The 14,998-nt window shown below is 69.0% G+C and carries 14 protein-coding genes and 1 pseudogene; 13 read left to right on the top strand and 2 right to left on the bottom strand.

Features of this window, described 5'->3' with window-relative positions; translation table 11 throughout:
• Nucleotides 1-83 precede the first annotated feature (83 nt).
• Genes ACJ512_RS16410 through ACJ512_RS16390 form a run of 5 tightly spaced genes read left to right on the top strand, consistent with a single transcriptional unit; the run spans nucleotide 84 to nucleotide 5,285 of the window.
• Nucleotides 84-1,412 (top strand): ABC transporter substrate-binding protein, encoded by a 1,329-nt coding sequence (locus ACJ512_RS16410; protein WP_407687729.1) that lies wholly within the window; start codon nucleotides 84-86, stop codon nucleotides 1,410-1,412.
• The gene (locus ACJ512_RS16405) at nucleotides 1,409-2,335 is read left to right on the top strand and encodes a carbohydrate ABC transporter permease (RefSeq protein ID WP_407687728.1); all 927 of its coding nucleotides are present in this window, start codon (nucleotides 1,409-1,411) and stop codon (nucleotides 2,333-2,335) included. The genes ACJ512_RS16410 and ACJ512_RS16405 overlap by 4 nt, the downstream gene beginning before the upstream one ends.
• A gap of 13 nt (nucleotides 2,336-2,348) precedes the next feature.
• On the top strand, nucleotides 2,349-3,173 hold the full coding sequence (locus ACJ512_RS16400) for a carbohydrate ABC transporter permease (protein ID WP_407687740.1): 825 nt from the start codon (nucleotides 2,349-2,351) through the stop codon (nucleotides 3,171-3,173).
• Nucleotides 3,174-3,175: 2 nt separating this feature from the next.
• Nucleotides 3,176-4,261, top strand: coding sequence for an ABC transporter ATP-binding protein (locus ACJ512_RS16395; RefSeq protein WP_407687727.1), 1,086 nt, complete (start codon nucleotides 3,176-3,178; stop codon nucleotides 4,259-4,261).
• A 58-nt stretch (nucleotides 4,262-4,319) separates the two neighbouring features.
• A complete protein-coding gene (locus ACJ512_RS16390; protein WP_407687726.1) occupies nucleotides 4,320-5,285 on the top strand; it encodes a patatin-like phospholipase family protein in 966 nt (321 codons plus the stop codon).
• A gap of 20 nt (nucleotides 5,286-5,305) precedes the next feature.
• Here ACJ512_RS16390 and ACJ512_RS16385 read toward each other — a convergent pair whose 3' ends face one another.
• Nucleotides 5,306-5,788, bottom strand: a complete 483-nt coding sequence (locus ACJ512_RS16385; RefSeq protein WP_407687725.1) for an MPT63 family protein — start codon at nucleotides 5,786-5,788, stop codon at nucleotides 5,306-5,308.
• Nucleotides 5,789-6,064: 276 nt separating this feature from the next.
• Between ACJ512_RS16385 and ACJ512_RS16380 the strand changes: the two genes are divergently transcribed.
• From ACJ512_RS16380 to ACJ512_RS16345, 8 genes and pseudogenes are all read left to right on the top strand, one after another.
• Complete coding sequence (locus ACJ512_RS16380; RefSeq protein ID WP_407687724.1) at nucleotides 6,065-6,901, top strand: DUF3097 domain-containing protein; 837 nt, start codon at nucleotides 6,065-6,067, stop codon at nucleotides 6,899-6,901.
• Between the two features lie 66 nt (nucleotides 6,902-6,967).
• Nucleotides 6,968-7,438, top strand: a pseudogene (locus ACJ512_RS16375) (RNA polymerase sigma factor); the annotation flags it as partial.
• Complete coding sequence (locus ACJ512_RS16370; RefSeq protein ID WP_407687723.1) at nucleotides 7,435-7,698, top strand: hypothetical protein; 264 nt, start codon at nucleotides 7,435-7,437, stop codon at nucleotides 7,696-7,698. The pseudogene ACJ512_RS16375 and the gene ACJ512_RS16370, both read left to right, overlap by 4 nt.
• A gap of 21 nt (nucleotides 7,699-7,719) precedes the next feature.
• Complete coding sequence (locus ACJ512_RS16365; protein ID WP_407687722.1) at nucleotides 7,720-8,676, top strand: formate/nitrite transporter family protein; 957 nt, start codon at nucleotides 7,720-7,722, stop codon at nucleotides 8,674-8,676.
• Nucleotides 8,677-8,736: 60 nt separating this feature from the next.
• Entirely contained in the window at nucleotides 8,737-9,621 is an 885-nt protein-coding gene (locus ACJ512_RS16360; RefSeq protein WP_407687721.1) for a universal stress protein, read from the top strand.
• 479 nt (nucleotides 9,622-10,100) lie between these two features.
• Nucleotides 10,101-12,047 (top strand): primary-amine oxidase, encoded by a 1,947-nt coding sequence (locus tag ACJ512_RS16355; RefSeq protein ID WP_407687720.1) that lies wholly within the window; start codon nucleotides 10,101-10,103, stop codon nucleotides 12,045-12,047.
• A gap of 1 nt (nucleotide 12,048) precedes the next feature.
• Nucleotides 12,049-12,207, top strand: a complete 159-nt coding sequence (locus ACJ512_RS16350; protein WP_407687743.1) for a hypothetical protein — start codon at nucleotides 12,049-12,051, stop codon at nucleotides 12,205-12,207.
• A 23-nt stretch (nucleotides 12,208-12,230) separates the two neighbouring features.
• Nucleotides 12,231-13,676 (top strand): gamma-aminobutyraldehyde dehydrogenase, encoded by a 1,446-nt coding sequence (locus ACJ512_RS16345; protein ID WP_407687719.1) that lies wholly within the window; start codon nucleotides 12,231-12,233, stop codon nucleotides 13,674-13,676.
• Here the strand turns inward: ACJ512_RS16345 and ACJ512_RS16340 are convergent.
• Nucleotides 13,666-14,970 (bottom strand): acyltransferase family protein, encoded by a 1,305-nt coding sequence (locus tag ACJ512_RS16340; RefSeq protein ID WP_407687718.1) that lies wholly within the window; start codon nucleotides 14,968-14,970, stop codon nucleotides 13,666-13,668. The genes ACJ512_RS16345 and ACJ512_RS16340 overlap by 11 nt on opposite strands.
• Nucleotides 14,971-14,998 lie beyond the last annotated feature (28 nt).

Raw genomic sequence — 14,998 nt, 5'->3', positions numbered from 1 at the left:
GCGCGACAACGCGTGCATCGGGTACCAAGGACACTAGACGTGGCCGGCGCGCGACCGGCCAGGACCGAAGACCGGGGAGAACCATGCTCGACGAGCCGTTCGCACGGCGGGACCTGCTGCGGGGCGCCGGCGCGCTCAGCGCGGCGGCGCTGACGCCGTGGGCGGGCGGCTGCGCTTCCGGTGACGACGACGCGCTCACCTTCTTCTTCGCCGCCAACCCGGACGAACGCGACGCCCGGATGCGCGTCGTCGACGCGTTCCGGCGCCGCCACCCCGACATCAAGGTTCGGACACTGCTGTCCGGGCCCGGCGTGATGCAGCAGCTCTCGACGTTCTGCGCCGGCGGCCGATGTCCCGACGTGCTGATGGCGTGGGAATCGACCTACTCCGAATTGGCCGACCGGGGCGTGTTGCTCGACCTGAACACGATGCTGGCGCGCGATCCGGCGTTCGCCGCGCAGCTCGAGGCCGACCGCATCCGCCCGCTCTACGACGTCTTCTCGTTCAACGGAGGCCAGTTCGCGTTCCCGGAGCAGTGGTCCGGGAACTACCTGTACTACAACAAGCGCCTGTTCGCCGCGGCCGGGGCGCCGGCACCGCCCGGGACGTGGGCGCAGCCCTGGACGTTCGGCGAGTTCCTGAACGCCGCCACCGCGCTCACCAGCCGCGACGGATCCGGGCGGGCCACCCAGTGGGGCTTCGTCGACACGTTCCTGCCCTATGCGTCGGCGGGACTGTTCGCCATGAACAACGGCGTGCCATGGTCGACCCCGCTGAAGAACCCCCGCCACTTCAATTTCGGGGACGACGCGTTCATCGAGGCGGTGCAGTTCTACGCCGACCTGGCCACCAGGCACCAGGTGGCGCCCACCGCCTCGGAGACCCAGTCGATGTCCACGCCCAACCTGTTCGCGGCCGGCAAGGCGGCGATCGCGCTGGGCGGCCACTGGCGCTATCAGACGTTCCTGCGCGCCGACGGCCTGGAGTTCGACGTCGCGCCACTTCCGACGGGGCCGGCGCTGCCGAAGGGGCATGCGGCCTGTTCCAACATCGGCGCCACCGGCCTGGCCATCTCGGCGAGCAGCCAACGCAAGGCCCAGGCCTGGGAATTCGTCAAATTCGCGACCGGACCCGTCGGGCAGTCTCTGATCGGTGAATCGTGTCTTTTCGTGCCGGCGCTACGCTCCGCGCTGACCTCCCGCGGGTTCGCCGCGGCCCACGCCCGGTTGCGCAACCTGTCCGTGCTCACCGAAGGTCCGGCCCACTCCGAGGCGTTGCCGATCACCCCGGCATGGGAGAAGGTCAGCGCCCTGATGGACCGGAACTTCGGTCCCGTGCTGCGCGGGTCGAAGCCCGCGACGACGCTGGCCGGGATGTCGCACGCCCTCGCCGAGGTGCTGCGCAACCCATGACACCGATCCGCACACGCTCCTCGGGCGCCCGCCCGCTGCGACGACGCGCCCGGGCGGGCCGGCTGTTCGTGGCGCCGAACCTGGCCGCGGTCTGCGTCTTCATGCTGTTCCCGCTCGGCTTCTCGCTGTACATGAGCTTTCAGCGCTGGGACCTGTTCACGTCGCCGAAGTTCGTGGGCTTGAAGAACTTCGGGGCCCTCACCTCCGACCCGTTGTTTCTCATCGCGCTTCGCAACACGGTGGTGCTCACGGTCGGCACAGTGGTGCCGACCGTGCTGGTCAGCCTCGTCGTCGCCGCCGTGCTGAGCCGGGAAGTCAAGGGCATCGGCATCTTTCGCACCGTCGTGTTCCTGCCGCTGGCCATCTCCTCGGTGGTGATGGCGGTCGTGTGGCAGTTCGTCTTCGACACCGACAACGGGTTGCTCAACATCGTGCTCGGCTGGGCCGGGGTGGGCCCGGTTCCCTGGCTGGTCCAACCGCAATGGGCCATGGTGTCGCTGTGCATGGTCAGCGTCTGGCGCAGCGTGCCGTTCGCCAGCGTGGTGCTGCTGGCCGCCATGCAGGGGGTGCCGGGAAACCTCTACGAGGCCGCCAGGATCGACGGTGCGGGCGCGATACGTCAGTTCGTCTCCATCACCCTGCCCATGATCCGGGGGGCGATGTCGTTCGTGGTCGTCATCTCGGTCATCCACGCCTTCCAGGCGTTCGACCTGGTGTACGTCCTCAACGGGCCCAACGGCGGTCCGGAGACCGCGACCTACGTGTTGGGCATCATGCTGTTCCAGCACGCGTTCTCGTTCCTGGAGTTCGGATACGCCTCCGCGCTGGCATGGGTGATTTTCGCCATCCTGCTGGTGCTGACCGTGCTGCAATTCCGCATCACGCGGCGGCGCTCCTGGGAGGCTTCCCGTGGGCTTGGCTGAGCACCCCGCGCGCATGTTCAAGCGCAACGCCATCCGGACCGTGGCCGTCTACACCGCCCTGACCGGCATCGCCTGCTGTGCGCTGTTCCCGATCGCCTGGGCGGTCTCGGGATCGTTGAAAAAGGAGGGTGAGGTCACCGAGCCGACGCTGTTGCCGGCCCACCCGCAGTGGTCGAACTACACCGAAGTGTTCGCGTTGATGCCGTTCTGGCGGATGTTCTTCAACACCGTGCTCTACGCCGGCTGCGTCACCGCCGGGCAGGTGTTCTTCTGCTCGCTGGCCGGATATGCCTTTGCGCGGCTGCAATTTCGCGGGCGCGACGCGCTGTTCTTCCTGTACCTGACCACCCTGATGGTGCCGCTGACGGTCACGGTCATCCCGCAGTTCATCCTGATGCGGACCCTGGGCTGGGTCGACACGCCCTGGGCGATGATCGTGCCCGGACTGTTCGGCAGCGCGTTCGGCACCTACCTGATGCGGCAGTTCTTCCTGACCCTGCCCACCGATCTGGAGGAAGCCGCGATCCTCGACGGGTGCTCCTCGTGGCAGGTCTACTGGCGGATTCTGCTGCCCCACGCCCGGCCCGCGGTGCTGGTGCTCGCGGTGCTCACATGGGTCAACGTGTGGAACGACTTTTTGTGGCCGCTGCTGATGATCCAGCGCGACAGCCTGGCCACGCTGACCCTCGGCCTGGTCCGGATGCGCGGGGAGTACGCCGCCCGCTGGCCGGTGCTCATGGCGACGTCCATGCTGATCATGCTGCCGCTGGTGCTCATCTACGCCATCGCGCAGCGGTCCTTCGTCCGCGGCATCGCCGTGACCGGGATCGGTGGCTAGTCGTGGCTTCGGTGAGTTTCGAACGGGCGACCCGCCGCTACCCGGGCGCGGACCGGCCGGCCCTGGACGGGCTGGACCTGGTGGTCGGCGACGGCGAGTTCGTCGTGCTGGTGGGCCCGTCCGGGTGCGGCAAGACGACCTCGCTGCGGATGGTGGCCGGACTGGAGACGCTGGATTCCGGACGCATCCGCATCGGCGACCGCGACGTCACCGACGTCGACCCGAAGTATCGCGACGTCGCGATGGTGTTCCAGAACTACGCCCTCTACCCGCACATGACGGTCGCGCAGAACATGGGCTTCGCGTTGAAGATCGCCAGGACGCCGAAGGCCGAGATCCGCGAGCGGGTGCTGGCCGCGGCCGACCTGCTCGACCTGCGGCCGTACCTGGACCGCAAACCCAAGGACCTCTCCGGGGGGCAACGCCAGCGGGTGGCGATGGGACGCGCCCTCGTGCGCCGTCCGCAGGTGTTCCTGATGGACGAGCCGCTGTCCAATCTCGACGCCAAACTGCGGGTCCAGACGCGCAACCAGATCGCCGCACTCCAACGGCGACTCGGCACCACCACCGTCTACGTCACCCACGACCAGGTGGAGGCCATGACGATGGGCGACCGTGTCGCCGTGCTGTGCGACGGGGTGCTGCAACAGGTCGCTGCACCCCGCGAGCTCTACCACAATCCCGCCAACGTCTTCGTGGCCGGCTTCATCGGCTCGCCCGCGATGAACCTGTTCACCTTGCCGATCGTGGATTCTTCTGTTTCACTGGGGGATTGGCGGTTCCCGGTACCACGCGAGGTCGCCTCCCTCGGAGCCGAGGTGGTCGTCGGAGTGCGTCCCGAACATTTCGCGGTGGGCGGCGGCCCCGGCGCTGACGGGGGCCTCGAGATGCAGGTCGACGTGGTCGAGGAGCTCGGCGCGGACGCGTACCTGTACGGGCGGATCACCCTGTCGGGCAACGCTGTCGACCAGACCGTCGTGGCACGGGCCGACGGGCGACGGCCACCGCAGCGGGGTAGCCGCGTGTGGCTGCATACCGAGCCCGGGCACGTGCATTTCTTCGGCGCCGACGGCCACCGCATTCGCTGAGTGCCGTCCGTCCGGCGTGCCGCGCGGCGCCCCGCCGGATCGGGGCTAAGGTGGCGACGTGAGCGTGGCACACGCCGACCTGGTGTGCGAAGGCGGCGGCGTGCGGGGCATCGGACTGGTCGGCGCGGTGGACGCCCTTGCCGAGGCCGGCTACCGGTTCCCCCGCGTCGCCGGCAGCAGCGCGGGTGCCATCGTCGCCTCGCTGCTGGCCGCACTGCAGGTGGCCGGCGAACCGCTGAGCCGGCTTGCCGACGTGATGCGCGGCATCGATTACCGAAAGTTCCTCGACCGCAGCCCGATCGGGCGGGTACCCGTCATCGGCGGGGGGCTGTCGCTGCTGGTGTCCGACGGTGTCTATCGCGGGGCCTACCTGGAACGGCTGCTGGCCGAACTGCTGGGCGAGTTGGGCGTGCGCACCTTCGCCGACCTGCGCACCGGCGAGAAGCCCGAACAATTCGCGTGGTCATTGGTCGTGACGGCCAGCGACCTGTCGCGACGCCGCCTGGTGCGCATCCCGTGGGACCTGCCCGACTACGGCCTGGACCCGGACGACTTCCCGGTGGCCCACGCCGTGCACGCCTCGGCGGCGATCCCCTACGTGTTCGAACCGGTCCGGGTCGCCGGCGCCACCTGGGTCGACGGGGGACTGCTGTCGGATTTCCCGGTGCAGTTGTTCGACGAACCCGACGGCCGGCCCCGCTGGCCGACGTTCGGCATCCGGCTCTCGGCGCGGCCCGGCATTCCGCCCACCCACCCCGTGCACGGGCCGGTGTCGCTGGGAATTGCCGCCGTCGAAACGCTGATGAGCAACCAGGACAACGCCTATATCGACGACCCGTGCACCGTTCGGCGCACCATTTTCGTTCCCGCCGACGAGGTCAGTCCCATCGATTTCGGCCTTTCCGCCCGGCAACGGGACGCCCTTTACCAAAGAGGTCTGCGGGCGGGCCGGCAATTTCTCACGACATGGGATTACCCGCTGTATCTTTCGGCCTGCGGGCCACCGGACCGGCGCCCGGGGTGACGTAGCGGCGGACCGGGTTCTCAGCGCGTCCAGAAGAGCAGGTCGTTGCCCCCGGCGTCGTAGACGACGCTGTCGGGATTGGGTCCCACGACGTCGAAATACAGTTTGCCGCTTCGTTGGTCCCCCTGGTTCACCACGGCCGGGTTCATGCCCTGGGCGGTGGCGACGTTGCCGAGTTCGGGGTAGTTGTCCCCGTTTGCCGCACGGGCGTTGAAGTCCGGGATGATCGGCTGGACGTTGCCGCGGATCGCCTTGACGGTCGCGTCGGCTTCCCACAGGTGGCCGCGCGGCTGGTACGGGATCGGGTCGTTGCTCGGGCGCAGGTTGCTCACCGTCCAGCCCGTGATGACGGCACCGTCGGCGTCGTTGAGCCGTTCCTGGTTGCCGAACTTCTTGAAGACGGGGTAGGCGTCGGCCGACGCCGCGGGCGCGCTCGCGATCCCGACGCCCGCCGCTGCGGCCACGGTCGCGACCGCCGTCGTCCCGATTCGGGAGAACTTCATGCGTGGCTCCTCTCGTTCGCGTCATTTCTGAATCACAAGAGGCGTACCTCGTAAACGCTTGGCCAAACGTTCTGCGCGCCGGGCATGACCACGAACAGCCGTTGCCGCATGCCAATTGGAATTGGTAACCCGCGAATTGTGTGAATTGCGTCATGGTCGCCCGTTCGCGCCGGGGGCGCGCCGGTGGCCACCAAGTCGTCATGTTGCGCCGTTGTGACGTAGGCCCCGGGCGCGCCGCACCGCCGATCGCCCCGGGGCCTTCCTACTATTGCCGGCGTGGTGGATCGCTATGGAACCGACGTGCTGGCCGCCGGCCGGCGCAAGCCCCGTTCGACCGAGCACCCCGCCGAGCCGGGCCTGGTGGTGGAGGACGCGCAGACGGGCTATGTCGGCGCCGTGGTGCGCGTCGAATACGGCCGGGTCGAGCTGGAAGACCGGCACGGCCGCACGCGGGGCTTTCCGCTGGGGCCGGGTTACCTCCTCGAGGGGCGACCGGTGATCCTCACCGCGCCCCGCCGCGCCGTGCCGGCTGCCCAGGCCAGGACGGCGTCGGGGTCCGTCGCGGTGCCGCGCGCCCGCGCCCGGGTGGCGCGCGCCAGCCGGATCTATGTCGAGGGACGCCACGACGCCGAGCTGATCGCCCAGGTGTGGGGCGATGACCTGCGCGTCGAGGGCGTCGTCGTGGAGCACCTCGGCGGCGTCGACGACCTGGTGGACATCGTGGCCGACTTCGGTCCGGGCCGGGGGCGCCGGCTCGGTGTGCTCGTCGACCATCTCGTCGCGGGTTCGAAAGAGGCGCGCATCGCCGACGCGGTGCGGCGCGGACCGGGCGGCGACGACACGCTGGTCGTCGGCCATCCCTACGTCGACATCTGGCAGGCCGTCAAGCCGCAGCGGCTCGGCCTGAAGGCCTGGCCGCAGGTGCCGCGGCACCTGGAATGGAAACATGGCGCCTGTAAGGCCCTGGGCCTGCCGCACGCCGCCCAGGCGGACATCGCCAGGGCCTGGCAGCACATCCGGTCGCGCGTGCGCGACTGGAACGATCTCGAGCCCGCGCTGATCGGCCGGGTCGAGGAGCTCATCGACTTCGTGACGCAACCGTCGGAGTCCTGAGCCCGGCGGCACACCCCGCGGGCGCCACGCTCGCGTGACGCTCGGCGCGACGAAGGCCCTTCGTCTGAGGCATGGGTGCAGGTGATGTAGTCCTCGTGTTCCTTCCAGGGCCGTTCGTCGGTGAGCACCTGGCTGTTCGGGATCGTCAGGAACACCGCGTCGCGGTATCGGCGCCGCGAGTCCCGCATCCGCGACCACGAGGTGCTGGCCTCGGCTGAGGCCGAGGCCACCGACCCGCTGTCGGGTCGCATGCACCCCGCCGGGCATCCCGATGCGGGGCACTGGAGCGCCCCACCGTCGCGGCGCTTCCTCCCCGAGGACCAGACGATGACGCAGGACATCGTCGGCCACGTGCGGGCCGCGCTGGATGCGTTGCCGCAGCGACAGCGGCAGCTGGTCATCCTTCGCGACGTCGTCGGCATGTCCGCCGAAGAGGCGGCCCGCACCCTGGACCTGTCCGCCGAGGCGCAGCGCGCACTGCTGTACCGCGCCCGGGGGAACCTTCGCAACGCACTGGAGAAGCGGTACCGACGATGACCGTCCACGACAAGACAGTTCCCGCCATCGACTGCGTCGAATTCGTCCGGCTCGTCGACGATCTCGTGGACTCGGAGCCGCGGCGCTGGGGCGCGATCGTGACCGGGCATCTCGACGAGTGCCCGCCCTGCCTGGTCTACCTGCAACAAATGCTCGACCTTCGGCTCCTGCTCGGCCACGTCTTCGACGGACAGCAGCTCAGCGACGAGCACATCGCCGGGGTCCTCCGCGGCATCACCGCGTTCCGGGCAGGCCACTGACGCCACGAAAGGAAGATCGCAATGGCTCAGCTGCTTTCAGCCAGCCTTCCGATGACCGCACCGCCGGCAGGCCGGGCGGACGGGGATCCCTGCGAACCGCTCGGCGGCGGGGCCATGGTGGACCGGGTGGCCGCGATGGCGGTCGAAAAGGCAACGCATCGTTGGGCGTTCCTGATGCGTTCCCTGGTCGGTGGGGCGATGGTGGCTTTCGGGGTGCTGCTCGCCCTGGTCGTCAGCACCGGGGTGAAGACCCCCGGCGTCGCGAGTCTGCTGATGGGTTTGGCGTTCGGGATGTCGTTCGTTCTCATCCTGGTTTCGGGCATGTCGCTGATCACCGCGGACATGGCTGCCGGCTTGCTTGCCGTGCTGAAAGGCTGGATGAGCGTGGGTGGCTACGCGTTTCTGGTGGTCGTCGGACTCGTCGGCAACATCGCCGGCGCGCTGGTGTTCGTCACCCTCTGCGGCGCCGCCGGAGGTCCGTATCGGGGTGCCTTCGCCGAGCGGGCGGCAGCCGTCGGCGCCCAGAAGGCCGGCCAGCCGTTCTGGACCGCGCTGCTGCTGGCGGTGGTGTGCACATGGTTCCTGCAGACGGCGATGTGCATGTACTTCAAGGCCCGCAGCGACGTCGCGGGAATGGCCTTCGCGTTCTACGGCCCGTTCGCCTTCGTGATCGGCGGCACCCAGCACGTCGTCGCCAACGCCGGATTCCTGAGTCTGCCCTTGACGCTCAACCTGTTCCATCCGGCGGCGCCGCGCGGCGGGATCGGCTGGGGCTTGGGCGAGCACGGCCTGCTGACCAACATCTGCATCACCACGGTGGGCAATCTGATCGGCGGCACGTTGTTCGTGGCCCTGCCGTTCTGGGTCGTCGCGCAGCTGCAACGCCCCGCCTCGTGGCCGGCCGGTGACGGGACCGTTACGGCCGGGCGACGCAACGGGGCGCCGCTGAAGCCCTCCGTCCCGCCGGTTGGGGACTAAAGCCTCACGACCGGCGATCCCCGTCGCCGATAACGTCCCTCCTGAAGGAGGGAGTACGAAATGTCAGCACCGAAACAGCCCGGCGTGGTGGTCGCCACCGACGGTTCGGAGGCATCCAATGTCGCCGTCGCCTGGGCGGCCCGTGACGCGGCGATGAGAAATGTTCCACTGACGGTCGTCCACGCGGTGGTCACCCCGACCGCGACCTGGCCGCCGATGCCCTACCCGGATTCCTTGGCGGTGCGCCTCGAGGACGACGGCAAGAAGGCGATCATGCACGCCGTCAAGATCGCCGAAGAGGCCATGCCGGCCGACCGCAAGGTCCCGATCGGCAGGGAGTTGGTCTTCGCGACCCCGGCGGCGACCCTGATCAAGATGTCCGCCGAGGCGGAGATGGTGGTGGTGGGCAGTTCCGGACTTGGACTGCTGGCCCGCGGCGTGATCGGTTCGGTCAGTTCGACGGTGGTGCGGCAGGCCGATTGCCCGGTCGCCGTGATCCACGCGGGAGAACTGCCGGCCCCGGACGCCCACGTCCTGGTGGGCATCGACGGCTCGCGGGCCTCCGAGCTGGCAACGGGGATCGCGTTCGACGAGGCCTCTCGTCGCGGGGTGAGCCTGGTGGCCCTGCACGCGTGGAGCGACTTCACGGTCAGCGACCTCGGGGAATCCGGCCTGCCCGAACTGCTCGGAGAGGCGGAACGCAGTCTCGCCGAGCGGCTCGCGGGCTGGCAGGAACGCTATCCCGACGTGACCGTGCGCCGGCTGGTCGTGCGCGACCGTCCGGCGCATGAGCTCATCGAAAACGCGGGCTCGGCTCAGCTCGTGGTCGTGGGCAGTCACGGCCGGGGCGGGTTGGCCGGCATGCTGCTGGGCTCGGTCAGCAACGCGGTGCTGCACTCCGTGCGGGTGCCCGTGATCGTGGCCAGGGCCGCCGTGGCGGCCTGAAAAGCCGCCCCCGTTGAGGGGGCCGTCACCGATGGCGGGTGTCGGTCGACCACAGCGTCGCACAGCTCGGGCACTGCAGGTTGACGCGCGTCGCCTGGTTGCTCAGCAGGTACTGCCAGTGTGTCGCGCAGTTGCGGCTGCTGCGGCACTCGGCGCATCTGCTGCGGCCCCAGTCGCAGCGCGGGCAGGGTAACCAGGCGCGACGCGATGCGTCGGCATGGGGGTCGATCGGGAGTGAATTCCGCAACGGCGATCCTTCCATCGTAGGTTAGGGTAGGCTACCCAAATAGCGGTGCCAAATCGACGCGGGCGTCGGAATCCGCCGCCCGACCGGGCCGGTGGCCGGGTCGGGCGAAACACGTTGCGGCGCCGGCGTTCCCGGCGGGTGGCGGGCCGGAGAGCGCTGTAGCCAGACGCCGCGCTCAACCCACCACCCGGCGAAGAGCGTGTAGGCCTGACGAGGTGGGTAGAGACAAGCTATGACCGACACCCAGATCCAGACCTTCCACCCGCTCGACCCGCTCACCGCGGACGAGTTCCGGCAGGCGGCCGCACTCCTGCGCCGAGAGAAGTCGGTGGACGACCGTTGGCGCTTCGCCTCCATCGCACTGGAGGAGCCGAGCAAGCCCACGGTCGCCGCGTTCGAGGACACCGGTGCGGTGCCCGACCGTCGGGCGGCGGTCGTGTGTTTCGACCGCGACACCAACACGACGTTCAAGGCGCTGGTCTCGCTGACCGACGACGCGGTGGTGGCCTGGGACCGGGTGCCCGGCGTGCAGCCCAACATCACGGTCGACGAGTTCCGCGAGGCGAACGAGGTCATGCGCCGCGATCCGCGCGTCGTCGCCGCGCTGCGCCGGCGCGGCATCACCGACGTGGACGGCGTGTTCGCCGACATCTGGGCCTATGGAGACGTGCTGATCCCGGAGGACTATCGCGGCCGCCGGCTGGCGTGGTCGGACACCTGGCTCAAATCGCCGGGCGGTGCGAATCGTTACGCGCATCAGCTCAGGGGCTTCCACTGCATTCTCGACCTGAACTCCATGGAGGTGCTCGACATCGAAGAAGGGGAGCCGCTGGAGTTGCCCGAGATCATGGGCGAGTACCTGCCGGAGCACGTGCCCCGGCGCCTGCGCGACTCGAGTGTCAGAGAACCGTTGCGGCCGTTGGAGATCACCCAGCCCGACGGCCCGTCGTTCACCCTCACCGGAAACCTGCTGGAATGGCAGAACTGGTCTGTGCGAATCGGTTTCAACTGGCGCGAAGGGATGACGCTGCACACCGTCGCCTACAACGACCACGGGCGCATCCGCCCGATCGCCCACCGGATGTCGTTCGCGGAGATGACGGTGCCCTACCGTGACCAGTCCGACGACCACTACCGGCGGACGGCGTTCGACATCGGCGAGTGGGGACTGGGATTCATGACGACCTCCCTGGCGCTGGGCTGCGACTGCCTGGGCGAGATCCGTTATCTGGACGCGACCTTGCACGACAGCATGGGACGGCCGTATGTCATCAAGAACGCCATCTGCATCCACGAGGAAGACGACGCCGTGCTCTGGAAGCACGTCGACCCAGCGACCGGTGCCGAGGTGCGGCGCTCGCGCCGGCTCACGGTGTCGTTCCACGTGACCGTGGCCAACTACGAATACCTCGTGTACTGGCGCTTCTACCAGGACGGCAGCATCCAGAGCGAGGTTCGGGCCACGGGACTGATCCTGACCAGCGCCCTGTACCCCGGTGAGAAGCCCTCGAGGGGAGCGCTCGTGGACACCCGCACCTACGCGCCGTACCACCAGCATTTCCTCACCGCGCGACTCGACCTCGACGTCGACGGCAGCGACAACACCGTGTACGCCGGTGAAACCGAGCCGGTGCCGATGGGGCCGGACAACCCCTACGGATTGTCGGTGCGGCAGAAGGAGATTCCGCTGCGCACCGAGCAGGAGGGCAAGCAGGACTACTGTTGGGAAACCCAGCGGGCGTGGCGGGTGGTCAACGAGAACGCCACCAACGGTCTGGGCACCCACCCCTCCTACAAGCTGATCCCGGGCGGGGCGATCCCGGCCATGTTCGACCGCGACTCGCCGGTCCTGCAGCGCGCCGGGGTCATCGGCCACACCGTCTGGGTCACTCCCAACCGTCCCGACGAGCGCTGGCCTGCGGGGGAGTTCGTGAACCAGAGCGGGCCCGGCCTCGGCCTGCCCCGGTGGACCGCGGCCGACCGTCCCATCCAGAACACCGACGTGGTGCTCTGGTACACCTTCGGTATTCACCACATCACCCGCCCGGAGGACTGGCCGATCATGCCGGTCGACACGGTGTCGTTCTGGCTCAAGCCCGTCGGATTCTTCGATCGGACCCCGGCGTTGGACGTCGCGCCCGGCCCGGTAACCGACTGCCACCGCAACGGCGGCCGATGAGATGAGCCCGTCCAGGGGGCTGGCCGCCGGGACGGTGGGGACGGCGTCGGGGGCCGTGCTCGGTGTGGCCTCGGTGGCACCCGGCTACACGTTGACCGCGAACCCCGAGTTCTTCCGGGGGCAGACGTTGCCGCGGTCCACCCCGGACACCCGACAGTGAAACCATCGCAGGAGGTAGCGCGCATGTCGCAGAACAAGGTATTTCACAACATCATCGGCGGCGAGATCACCGCCGCTGCCGACGGAAAGCTGATGGACATCGTCAACCCCGCCACGGGCGAAACCTATGCCGTGGCGCCGAACTCGTCGGCCGAGGACGTCGACCGGGCATTCCGGGCAGCCGCGCAGGCATTTCAATCGTGGCGCTGGCGCACCCCCGGCGACCGGCAGCGGGCCCTGCTCGAACTCGCCGACGTCATCGAGGACAACGCCGAGGAACTCGTGGCTATTGAAAGCGAGAACACCGGCAAGCCAATCGGCTTGACGACATCCGAGGAGATCCCGCAGGTGCTCGATCACCTCCGGTTCTTCGCCGGCGCCGCGCGGATCCTCGAAGGCCGCGCCCAGGCCGAGTACATGCCGGGCTACACCTCGTCGGTGCGCCGCGAACCCGTCGGCCCGGTCGCCCAGGTGGCGCCGTGGAACTACCCGATGTTGATGCTGGTGTGGAAGTTCGCGCCGGCGCTGGCCGCCGGCTGCACGACGGTGCTCAAACCGTCGGATACCACGCCGGCGTCGGCGTTCTGGATGGTAAAGAAGATGCAGGAGATCTTTCCGCCCGGGGTGTGCAACCTGGTCTGCGGCGACCGCGACACCGGCGCGGAGCTCGTCGCGCATCCGGTGCCGCAGCTGGTGTCGATCACCGGCTCCGTCGAGGCCGGCATGGCCGTGGCGACCAGCGCGGCCAAGGACCTCAAGCGTGCGCACCTCGAACTCGGCGGCAATGCGCCGGTGGTCGTCTTTGACGACGCCGACATCGCGGCCACCGTGCGCGGCCTGACGGAGGCGGGTTACTTCAACGCCGGACAGGACTGCACCGCGGCCACGCGCATGATCATCGGCGACGGCATCTACGACGAGTTCCTGGCGGCCATGTCGGACGCGGTGGGCCAGATCAAGACCGGCTACGACCCGGACGACGAGGACATCCTGTACGGGCCGATCAACAGCGCAAACCAGCTGGAGAAGGTCTCCGGGCTGGTGTCGGGCACGCCGGAGCATGCCCGGGTCCTCACCGGGGGCCGCCGCAAGGACGGGGCCGGCTTCTTCTACGAGCCCACCCTGATCGCCGACCTGCGCCAGGATGACGAGTTGGTCGCGACCGAGATCTTCGGCCCGGTCATGACCGCGCAGCGGTTCGGCGACGAACGGGAGGCGGTCGCGCTGGCCAACGGCACCGAATACGGGCTCGCGTCATCGGTGTGGACCCGCAGCGCCGACACCGCGGCGCGGATGGCGGCGCAGCTGGACTTCGGCTGCGTGTGGATCAACGCCCACATCCCGCTGGTGGCCGAGATGCCGCACGGCGGTTTCAAGCACTCCGGGTACGGCAAGGACCTGTCGCTGTACGGGTTGGAGGATTACACCCGGATCAAGCACGTCATGCACTACCACGGGTTCACGGGCTGAGCCGCGGACCCGCGGGTCGAAACATCGCCAGGACCAGCCCGGCCGCGAACACCGTCGCGGCCTCCCACGGGAACCGCCCGTTCGGAGCGAAGCCGTTGGCGGACAGGAACTCGAGGCTGTAGATCGCCATCGCGGCGCCGGCCAATGTGACAGCTTCGCCCCAGCGGCGGGGGAGCCGGACCCCCAGCGTGGGTAGCGGGGCACCGAAAATCCTTCGCTGCCAACCCAACAAGACCATCTCGGCGCCAGTCACCACACTCAGGACGACGACCCACTCCAGTCGGGCCAGCCACCAGGCCGCCGATCCCTCGACGGGTTGCGGCAACAGCCCGGCCGGGTAGGCGACGACCGCGACGATCACGACCGGGATCATGTGCCACAGGTAGAGCGCCATCACGTTGGTGTTGGCGACCGACAGCGCCCGTCGCACCCAGCCGGCGCGCAGCACCCGGTTGAGCGCCGGGGCGAGCGCGATCACCAGACCGGCCTCGGTACAGCCGTAGGTCAGCAGCGCCACGGTGGGCGGCGTGGTGTTCTCGACGGCCTGGCCGGGGACGCCGATCATGCTGACGGGATATCCGCCCGGCCCGATCAGCAGAGCCAGCGCAATCGCCGACCCGGCCGCCAGCAGCAGCGGCCTGATTCCGCCCAGCAGTCCGCCGTGCCAAGCGATCCCGAGCTGGTAGAGCAGCCCCCAGCAGAACACGTAGTTCAGCCACCCGAGGTAGGGGACGTGGCCGTGGAGCGAGGCGGCGTCGATCGCGACGACCCCCACCGCCAGCGCCGCCGGCACGCGAAGACCCCAACGCCGTTGCGCGGCAACCGCGATGGGGGTCAGCGACACCACGATCAGGTAGATGGCGAGAAACCACAGGTGCATGGCCACCGCCCAGCCCGCGTAATCGAGCAGGGAGCCGGACACGCCGAGGAATTCCGCGACCGCCACGGCGGCCCACACCGGCACGACGTACACCGCCGTCGGCCCGAGAACGCGGGCCAGCCGATGCCGGGTCCACGCGTGCCGGGAGAAATCGTCGCCGGCGCGCCGGTGCGTCCAGGAGATGCCACCGGCATAGCCGGCGACCAGGAAGAACACCGGAACGGCCTGGAAGCACCACGTCAGCCACTGGGTCCACGGCAGATCGACCAGCGGATTCTGGCGGCCGAACTGCCCGCCCTCGTACGTCACCGACCCGGCCAGCCAATGTCCCAGCACGATCAGCACCACACCGGAGACCCGGTAGAAGTCGACGGCGAGATTGCGCACCGGGCGCGTGGAGGTGGCGCCGTCCATCAGCTCTCCGAGGGGTCGCTACGGTGCA

Source organism: Mycobacterium cajalii (assembly GCF_045809005.2).
In the GTDB taxonomy this organism is placed as follows: Bacteria; Actinomycetota; Actinomycetes; order Mycobacteriales; family Mycobacteriaceae; genus Mycobacterium.
This window is presented reverse-complemented; position numbering and strand designations above follow the sequence as displayed.

Bases quoted from the DNA above. Each gene is read 5' to 3' on its own strand.
- ACJ512_RS16405 (WP_407687728.1), top strand. From the start codon at position 1,409: ATGACACCGATCCGCACACGCTCCTCGGGCGCCCGCCCGCTGCGACGA.
- ACJ512_RS16350 (WP_407687743.1), top strand. From the start codon at position 12,049: ATGAGCCCGTCCAGGGGGCTGGCCGCCGGGACGGTGGGGACGGCGTCG.
- ACJ512_RS16410 (WP_407687729.1), top strand. From the start codon at position 84: ATGCTCGACGAGCCGTTCGCACGGCGGGACCTGCTGCGGGGCGCCGGC.
- ACJ512_RS16400 (WP_407687740.1), top strand. From the start codon at position 2,349: ATGTTCAAGCGCAACGCCATCCGGACCGTGGCCGTCTACACCGCCCTG.
- ACJ512_RS16385 (WP_407687725.1), bottom strand. From the start codon at position 5,788: ATGAAGTTCTCCCGAATCGGGACGACGGCGGTCGCGACCGTGGCCGCA.
- ACJ512_RS16370 (WP_407687723.1), top strand. From the start codon at position 7,435: ATGACCGTCCACGACAAGACAGTTCCCGCCATCGACTGCGTCGAATTC.
- ACJ512_RS16365 (WP_407687722.1), top strand. From the start codon at position 7,720: ATGGCTCAGCTGCTTTCAGCCAGCCTTCCGATGACCGCACCGCCGGCA.
- ACJ512_RS16345 (WP_407687719.1), top strand. From the start codon at position 12,231: ATGTCGCAGAACAAGGTATTTCACAACATCATCGGCGGCGAGATCACC.
- ACJ512_RS16360 (WP_407687721.1), top strand. From the start codon at position 8,737: ATGTCAGCACCGAAACAGCCCGGCGTGGTGGTCGCCACCGACGGTTCG.
- ACJ512_RS16340 (WP_407687718.1), bottom strand. From the start codon at position 14,970: ATGGACGGCGCCACCTCCACGCGCCCGGTGCGCAATCTCGCCGTCGAC.
- ACJ512_RS16355 (WP_407687720.1), top strand. From the start codon at position 10,101: ATGACCGACACCCAGATCCAGACCTTCCACCCGCTCGACCCGCTCACC.